The 8,666-nt window shown below is 60.3% G+C and carries 3 protein-coding genes and 2 pseudogenes; 3 read left to right on the top strand and 2 right to left on the bottom strand.

The genetic code is table 11. The annotated features are described in order from the left end of the window. Nucleotides 1–1,863 (bottom strand): phosphoketolase family protein (locus tag EOA86_RS12100; protein WP_164891697.1); only part of this gene is annotated, 1,863 nt, incomplete at its 3' end. Between the two features lie 262 nt (nt 1,864–2,125). Here EOA86_RS12100 and EOA86_RS12095 point away from each other — a divergent pair. Beyond that, complete coding sequence (locus EOA86_RS12095; protein ID WP_128341843.1) at nt 2,126–4,117, top strand: protein-L-isoaspartate(D-aspartate) O-methyltransferase; 1,992 nt, start codon at nt 2,126–2,128, stop codon at nt 4,115–4,117. A gap of 199 nt (nt 4,118–4,316) precedes the next feature. Here EOA86_RS12095 and EOA86_RS12090 read toward each other — a convergent pair whose 3' ends face one another. Next, nucleotides 4,317–5,423, bottom strand: coding sequence for a helix-turn-helix transcriptional regulator (locus tag EOA86_RS12090; protein ID WP_128341841.1), 1,107 nt, complete (start codon nt 5,421–5,423; stop codon nt 4,317–4,319). Between the two features lie 1,798 nt (nt 5,424–7,221). On the opposite strand from EOA86_RS12090, the pseudogene EOA86_RS12085 reads away from it, so the two are divergent. After that, nucleotides 7,222–7,452, top strand: a pseudogene (locus tag EOA86_RS12085) (transposase); the annotation flags it as partial. A gap of 968 nt (nt 7,453–8,420) precedes the next feature. Beyond that, nucleotides 8,421–8,666, top strand: a pseudogene (locus EOA86_RS12080) (erythromycin esterase family protein); the annotation flags it as partial.

Below are 8,666 nucleotides of genomic sequence, written 5' to 3'. Positions count from 1 at the left end.
GGCAACCGTTCCGGCCCATTCCCAGATCCCCGCCCCCGCCCTGCAGTGGGTTTCTGCGTCTTCGACAGACAGCCATTGCGGCGCCGGCTGCTTGCCGGCGGTGATGACGTTGATGCGGTTGTAGGTTCTCAGGCAATGGTCGGTGATCCAGAGCAGCGTGTTGGCATCCGGCGGGAAATAAAGCCTGACGGTATCGGCCTTCTTGTTGGCGACAAAATCGGCAAAGCCCGGATCCTGGTGACTGAAGCCGTTGTGATCCTGCCGCCAGACATGAGACGTCAGCAGGTAATTGAGTGAAGCGATCGGCTTGCGCCAGGCAAGCTCGCGGGATGTCTTCAGCCATTTCGCATGCTGGTTGACCATCGAATCGACGATGTGGATGAACGCCTCGTAACAGGAAAACAGGCCATGCCGGCCGGTCAGCAGATAGCCCTCCAGCCAACCCTGGCAGAGATGCTCGCTGAGCACTTCCATGACACGGCCGTCACGGGAGAGCTGGACGTCGTAGGGCTCGATCCGCTGCGTCCAGACCCGGTCCGTAACCTCGAAGACGTCGTCAAGGCGGTTGGAGGACGTCTCATCCGGCCCCATCAGCCGGAAATTTCTGGCCTCCGCATTCAGGCGTATGACGTCGCGGAGATAGCTTCCGAGAACCCGCGTCGCCTCGGCTGTGGCACCTCCCGGACGCGGCACGTCGAGCGCCAGGCTTTTCCAATCGGGAAGCACGAGGTCGCGCTTCAGCAATCCGCCATTGGCGTAGGGGGTTGCGCCCATGCGCTTTGACCCGGTTGGCGCAAGCGCCGCCAACTCTGGAAGCAGATGCCCGCTGTTGTCGAACAGCTTTTCCGGCTCGTAGCTCCGCATCCAGTCTTCGAGGATCTTGCGGTGCGCCTCGTTGCCGCGCGCGTTCGACACCGGAACTTGATGCGAGCGCCAGAAATCCTCGACCTTCTTGCCGTCGACCTCCTTCGGTCCGGTCCACCCCTTCGGGCTGCGCAGCACGATCATCGGCCACAGCGGACGCTCTCCCTGCCAGCCCGACGCTCGGGCGCGCTTCTGGATGGAGCGGATTCTGTCCAGCGCGGTGTCCAGCTTCGTGGCCATCAACCGATGCATGGGAATCGGCTCGTGTCCTTCGACGAAAAGTGGTTCGTAGCCATAGCCGGCGAACAGGCCCCGCAATTCCAAGTCATCCATGCGGGCAAGGATCGTCGGGTTGGCGATCTTGTAGCCGTTGAGATGCAGGATCGGCAGCACGGCGCCGTCGGATGCCGGATTGAGGAACTTGTTGGAGTGCCATGCCGCCGCGAGCGGACCGGTCTCCGCTTCACCGTCGCCGACGACGCAGGCGACCACCAGATCAGGATTGTCGAAGGCCGCGCCGAAGGCATGGACCAGCGCATATCCCAGTTCTCCGCCTTCATGGATCGAGCCGGGCGTTTCCGGAGCAGCGTGGCTCGGCACTCCACCGGGGAAGGAGAATTGCCGGAAGAGTTTCCTCAGGCCGTCTTCGCCCTGGCCGATCTCAGGATAGATCTCGCTGTAGGTGCCCTCAAGCCACGTGTTCGCCACCATCGCCGGGCCGCCATGACCTGGGCCGCAGATAAACAGAACGTCGAGACCGCGTTCCCGGAGAACGCGGTTCAGGTGGACGTAGATGAAGTTGAGGCCAGGTGTCGTGCCCCAATGGCCGAGCAGCCGCGGCTTGACGTGCTCGGCTTTCAGGGGCTCGCGCAGCAGCGGATTGTCCATCAGATAGATCTGGCCAACCGAAATATAGTTCGCGGCCCGCCAATAACGGTCCATGAGATCGACCTGATAAAGGCCTGTTGTGGTCGCAGCTCTCTGAGCCTCGTCATTCATGGAAAAGTCTCCAGATGCGTTCGCCCGTCGATATCTGGAGTGAGATCGCCTCGGAGAAAGGATTTTCACGGAAATAAGTTCGGCTGGAGCCGCCATCCGCGCCTGCCAATCGCTCTTTTGCAGGAACCTGGAAGCTCGCCAACGGTTAAGGAGACGAGCCGCCGAAATGAGATCAAGCGCTGCCGAGCAGAGTGCACGCCGATCGAGGGATTGTCGCCGGGGAGCCGTTAGGCACGATTGGGGCTCGAAAGAGGAGCAAAAGATGCTCGATCTTCCCGATGCACGCGACCGAATGGTCGAAGTCCAGCTCAGCCGCCGTGGCATCCATGACCGCGAGGTGCTGGAAGCGATGCGTGAGGTTCCACGCGAGGCTTTCGTCGCGCCCGGCTTTGAAGAATTCGCCTACGAGGATGGGCCGCTGCCGATCGCCGAAGGTCAGACGATATCGCAGCCCTACATCGTCGCCTTGATGATCGAGATGGCAGAGATCGGACCGGGCGACCATGTCCTGGAGGTTGGCACCGGCTCAGGGTACGCGGCTGCCGTGATCAGCCGGATCGTCGAACGCGTCTACACGATCGAACGCCACGCCGGGTTGGCCGAAACGGCGAGACAGCGGTTCGAAGAGCTTGGCTATGACAATATCGAAGTCCGCACCGGCGATGGCACCAAAGGCTGGCCCGACGCAGCGCCCTTCGACGCCATTCTGGTCGCCGCCGGCGGACCCGGTGCGCCGCTTGCCCTTCAGGAACAGCTCGACGTCGGCGGCAGGCTCGTCATCCCGGTCGGCGACGAACCACATGATCAGCGCCTTCTCAAGGTCACCCGAACTGGCGCTGCAACTTACAGCGAGGAGGATTTCGGCGGCGTGCGGTTTGTCCCGCTCATCGGCGAGCAGGGCTGGCCCGAGAGCGGCAGCCGTACCGCGGATCGTCGGTCCGGACCCGCACGCACGCGCAGCCTGCCAGAGATGATCGCGGCAGCGGCCGAACCGCTACCGGATTTCGACGATCCGGCGTTCGGCGAATTGTTCGACCGGTTTGGCGACCCGCGCGTCGTCCTGCTTGGTGAAGCGAGCCACGGTACGTCGGAGTTCTACCGGGCTCGTGCGGCGATCACCCGCAGGCTTATCGAGAAGCACGGCTTCACCATCGTCGCGGTCGAAGCCGACTGGCCTGACGCAGCGGCGATTGACCGCCACGTCCGCCATCGGCCGTCGCGGGCTGACGCCGATCCGCCGTTCCAGCGGTTTCCCACCTGGATGTGGCGCAACACCGACGTTGCCGCGTTTGTCGACTGGATGCGACAACACAATGAGCGGATCAGGATATCGTCCCGGCTGGCGGGCTTCTATGGCCTCGACATCTACAATATGAGCGGATCGATCGGCGCGGTTCTGCAATATCTCGATCGGGTCGATCCGCAGGCAGCAAAGATCGCGCGTGAGCGCTATGGCTGCCTGACGCCTTGGCAACACGAACCATCCACCTACGGCCGCGTCGCGCTCACATCGGGTTACGAGAAATGCGAGCAGGCCGTGCTTGAACAATGCCGCGAACTGCTTGCCAAGCAGCTCGACTATGCGCAGCAGGACGGCGTTGATTTTCTAGATGCCACCCAGAATGCCCGGCTGATCGCTTCCGCGGAACGCTACTATCGGATCATGTACTATGGCGGCGCGCAGTCCTGGAACCTGCGCGACACCCATATGTTCGAGACACTCGAGCATCTGCTGGAAGCCCGCGGGCCGAACGCCAAGGCGGTCGTGTGGGCGCATAACTCCCACATCGGAGATGCACGCTATACCGAAATGGGGATTGTCAGGGACGAAGTGAATCTCGGCCAGCTCTGCCGCCAGCGTTTCGGCGACGAGGCGGCCTTGATCGGGCTCAGTACGCATTCCGGGACAGTGGCCGCGGCCTCCGACTGGGACAGCGAGATGGAAATCAAGCGGGTGCGGCCCTCGCATAGCGATAGCTACGAGCGGCTTTGCCATGATTGCGGCGTCTCGCGTTTCCTGCTCGACATCAAGCGCGACGACGATCTTCGCGATCGGCTTCTGGAGCGTCGGCTGGAGCGCTTCATCGGCGTGATTTATCGGCCGGAAACCGAACTGCGCAGCCATTACGCGGCTGCCTCTCTTTCCCAGCAGTTTGACGCCTTCGTCTGGTTTGACGAAACCGTCGCGGTGACGCCGCTTGGGCCGGAGCATATGGGAGCGGGCGTTCCCGACACTTATCCGTTCGGGCTTTAATGCATGTCGCGCAAAAGTGTGCAGCGGGGTTTGCGACAACGACATGCATAAAAACAAAAACCTAAAGCGCGTCGCGCTTTAGCCGCCTCTCGGACAAGGCCGCGAAAGTCGTCAGCTGCGTCATGCGGCTGCACAGGCTCTGGCCATGCCTTCTAAAGTAAGAGACCGTTTGATAACGCGCCAGTGTTGTTCTGCGCCGTCAGCGTAGGGCGGTGCTGGCCATTCTCGCGAGCAACGCGACCAATTCCGCCTGCCGATGGGTGTCGGTTTTGGCGAAGGTGACCTTCAGCTGGTTCCTAGCGGTTTCGTAGGAGATCCCCAAGTGATCCGCGGCCGTTTTCAACTCCTCGCCCGATGAAACCCGGCGTGCCAGTCTCGCCTCGGCGGGGGTCAGCCCGAAGCAGGTCCGCAGGGCAACGTCAGGCGGTTGGGGATAGATGTCCGGATCGATAAAGACGACGACAACCTGACAGGACGCGAAGGCATTCGACGTAATTCCCGGGAGACGCAATGGGTAAGCCAGCAGTGGCCTGCCTTGGAGGCGAGGCAACGGGATAGGACTCGACATTGCTGGCGGGTTAGGATTCCGCAGCAGCCCGTGCAATGCCCGCCTGAGGGTATCCGTGGCGTTCCTGTCGGCACAAGCCAAATGGCGGCCTGTCACCCGAAGGTCTCGACCGAACAGTCTCTCTGCAGGCTCGTTCACCAGGATCACGGCGGCGTTCCGGTCAAGCATCACTGCAGGCGTGCCGCTTGCGGTGAATGCACCCATCGCGCCTTCGGCACGCGCGAAGCTCAGCATTCTCGCGAACGCGACCGCGGAACCCAACTGTTTCGAGAAGTCTGCGAGAAGCTGGATCTCGGATGGCGAAAAGGGTCCTTGTTGGATCGACCGCTGGATGGACAGGCACCACAGGTCATCCCCCGCCGCAGCCTTCACGCCTGCAAACCACCGCAAACCGTGAGGGGCTAGAAATTCTTGATAGTATGGGCGCCTGGCAATCTCCTCAGGTGTCAGAGCGTCAAGATCGCTGACGACCCCGCGCCTTACCATGAGAGGACCTAGGTCGTACCGATCGTCGCGATCAATCCAGCCATCCCCAACATATGCCTCGATCGACGGACCCATTGCGCGACTGCGCGGTATGCCGGGCAGGTGGCTCTTCATGTCGAAGAGCATTGCTCCGAAGCTTCCCGTTGCTTTGGCAGCTACATCCATTGCTGAGTCCCAGCGTGCCGGATCGGCCGCTGCTTCGGCTATGGCATTGCCTACTGCGTCGAGGTCGAAAGCTGCGCCCATCTCCATCCCGCTACCGAGAAGAAATCCTACCCTATATTAGCGAACTGGAAAGTCGAGTCGTCCCTGGCCGAGGGAGCCTACCTAATCAGTATGACTAGTGCTCGTCTGACCCAATTGGGGCATGCGACAAACTTCGGATTTCTATAAAAACAGTTTACCTACCGGGAGAAGTAAAATGGGAAAACTATCCAGAGGATGCACGATCCTCATTTTAGCAAGCGCTGCCATCCTTGGGCATATGGCGCGTTCGTTTGCAGAAATTCCTGGTGCATGCGCCGAACAGCCCATCGCTCCCTGCTCGATCAGCGCCGCACAGTGCACTTCTTCTTCATTTGCAAGGACCTCAACGGATTCATACTCTCTTCAAGTGACGCAGGACACCCCGTCCTGCTGGAACTGGCCGTATTGCGCCGACTGCGTCAGCCGATGCCCGGGCTATCAGGGCGGCAGCTATGAGGGATGCGTGAGGCGATGCCAGGTCAACCTGGAGAACGATGTCGGTCAATCTCTGCCGTAAGAGTTGAGGTCTCGCTTTGCTGTGAGAATCCCACTGGAACCCATCGGGTTCCATGCTGCCAGCGCCAGACAAATGGGCGTCGCCAGCGGCGGGCTTGACGTAGGTGCGACAGCTTCGCACTCGCCCAACTTTGCTGATGATAAAGCCATATGTTGGTCGAGAAATGCTGGGGCGATGGCCAAACTTCCTTGTTCTGGCCACCACGATAACCCGTTTGGGTCATGCGCGGTTTCGGGCCAGAAGGTAAGTGTTTTGTTGTGCCAAAATCTGGTGACGGATTAGCTCATCATTCGGAATCTGAGTTGGAATTCGACGGGTCCGTTTTGAAACGTGTGCCTGCTTCTCGGCTAAAAGAGGGGCGGATGGTGGCAATCGAATGCAAGGCGTCCACTCCGAGCCTAAGGTTTTAGACCTGGTCTCGTAGCGTCACTTACTCACCCGACCTCCTCCGCGAGCAGAGAGGGAGGAGGGAAAACCTAGGAGGAACAGGCCATGCGCAGCAAACTAGCAGTTACTATCCTCGCATTAATGATCAGCCCCCTCGCGGCCACGACACCCGTCGCAGCCAAGACGATCGGCGCGGTGGTATGGGACACTTGCAGAGGGCCAATGTCCAACAAGTACGACAGAATCCGGTACCCGAAAGTGTTCGTAGGCGGGTATCGGCATAGCGACGGCGAGGCATATTGTTTCTGGCGGCACAACAAAGGCCTCAAATACACAATGAAGAACGCCCGTTCCATGATCACCAACACTCTGAACGATTGCTACAGAGCCGGTTATGACCTGTGCCAAGTAGTCGCCCTAAACGGTTCCCTTACCGAGAACGGGCTCCGAATCCGCAACTTATCTGTAGCAGACGCCAGGTATTCACGGCAACAAAGGCAGCAACAAACGGCAGGCAACGTGGACGCGTTCTTGAACGCCTTCGTCGGAGGGCTCGGCGCGGCTGGCGCTTTCGTACCATCGCCGCCACGCGAAACTTACCGCCCAGCGCCACGGTACAACAAACAAGCTGATGATTACATCCGTCAGAACAACAACCAACTTCTCGGCGGGGGCAGGGTCTGCAGCGCCGCGCAACGGGCGAGAGGTTGGTCAGAGGAACGTTGCGCAGTCAACTAGACTAGGGGCTCAAACCCAATCAGAGGCTTAGAGGCTTGAGGCGGAGCAGCTTTCCTGATTCACGTATGGTGTGGATCACGGGAGGTGGCGCATGGCGCTGTTCTGGTTGTCGGATGAGGCGTGGGCGGCGATCGAGCCGCATTACCGAGGACCATCCGGGCGCGCTTCGGTGCGGTCTATTCGGACGGTCCCGGCATGCCGCCGCTGCCGACCCGGCTGATGGCGGGGCTCGCCATCCTCAAGCACACCTTCAACCTGTCGGACGAGGCGCTGTGCGCACGCTGGAGCGAGAAACCGTATTTCCAGTATCTGTGCGGCGAGGAGTTCTTCCGCCACGACCTGCCGTTCGACCGCTCGTCGATGACGCGCTGGCGCAGCCGCATGGGCGAGGAGCTCAGAGCTGCGAATTTGCTGATCCCGAATCTCAGCCGCTGATCTCAGGGCAGGTTTGCGGCTGGTCAGGTGCTTCCAGCACCTTGAACCGTTCCGTCACCATAAGCGGGGCGTGGTTTGGCAGCATTCCCCTCTCGCTGTTACCCAAATGGGTCATGCAGGATCATTATTAACCGCTTATTGTCCTCAACTGTGGGGGGCGCTGGCAATTTTTTTAATCTTCGCCGCCGGCAGCTTTGCCACCACCATCGCGATAAGCTACGGCGCGACGAGTTCGCCGCGCACTCGCCGTAAGCACGCTCACCGCGAAGAGAACGGGAGATTAGAACTAAACCAGGAGGGGAAAATGGGACACACCGCGACTGGGCTAGTTACCGCCCTAACTTTATCGACAGCCGCACTCACAGGATGCGCGACCGCGGACGTCAACAGCGCGGTTGACGCCTTTGTCCCGTTGATGAATCAACAAATCAACACCCATCGACGAAGAACTGCGCCGGCGTACATACCCCCACCAGCACCAGTCCGTCGCCAAGTACCGACGTACAGCCAGCCACGAGATTGTCCATCAGGCGAGTATACGTCTGATGGCACTTGCATCGCCCAGAGCGCCCAGTAATAGGAGAGAGGAATGAAACACGTGACACCGGGTTAGCCATCGCCCTCACTTTATCGATGAAGGAAACAAAACTGAGAACTGTTGCAGTTTCTATGTGTTACTCGCAATAATATTCGAAGACTCAGCGGAACGCGCTCGATTGTTGCGCACTTTTCACCGAGTCCGACAAGCTCCTAGCAACCCCAATCACGTCGGTCGACGCGCGAACGCATCCAACCCTTAGCCCTGGCTCGAAATCTACTTCTGGTAGACGCGATGAACCCGCTATGCAAAGCGTCAGTCGCATTCGCCTTGGCATATCACCGGTCCGCTCTCAACACTCCCGGTCATCGTCCAAAGAGCGCTGCGTGTCGCGGCGGCGGCCGAACCGCTGCCGGGCTTCGACGATCCGGCGTTCGGCGAATTGTTCGACCGGTTTGGCGACCGGCGCGTCGTCCTGCTTGGTGAAGCGAGCCACGGTACGTCGATTTCTACCGGGCTCGTGCGGCGATCACCCGCAGGCTTATCGAGAAGCACGGCTTCACCATCGTCGCGGTCGAAGCCGACTGGCCTGACGCAGCGGCGATTGACCGCCACGTCCGCCATCGGCCGTCGC

The organism is Mesorhizobium sp. M5C.F.Ca.IN.020.32.2.1 (genome assembly GCF_004023105.1).
In the GTDB taxonomy this organism is placed as follows: Bacteria; Pseudomonadota; Alphaproteobacteria; order Rhizobiales; family Rhizobiaceae; genus Mesorhizobium; species Mesorhizobium wenxiniae.
The sequence above is the reverse complement of the archived record's forward strand: the minus strand, read 5'-3'. Positions and strand labels throughout refer to the sequence as shown.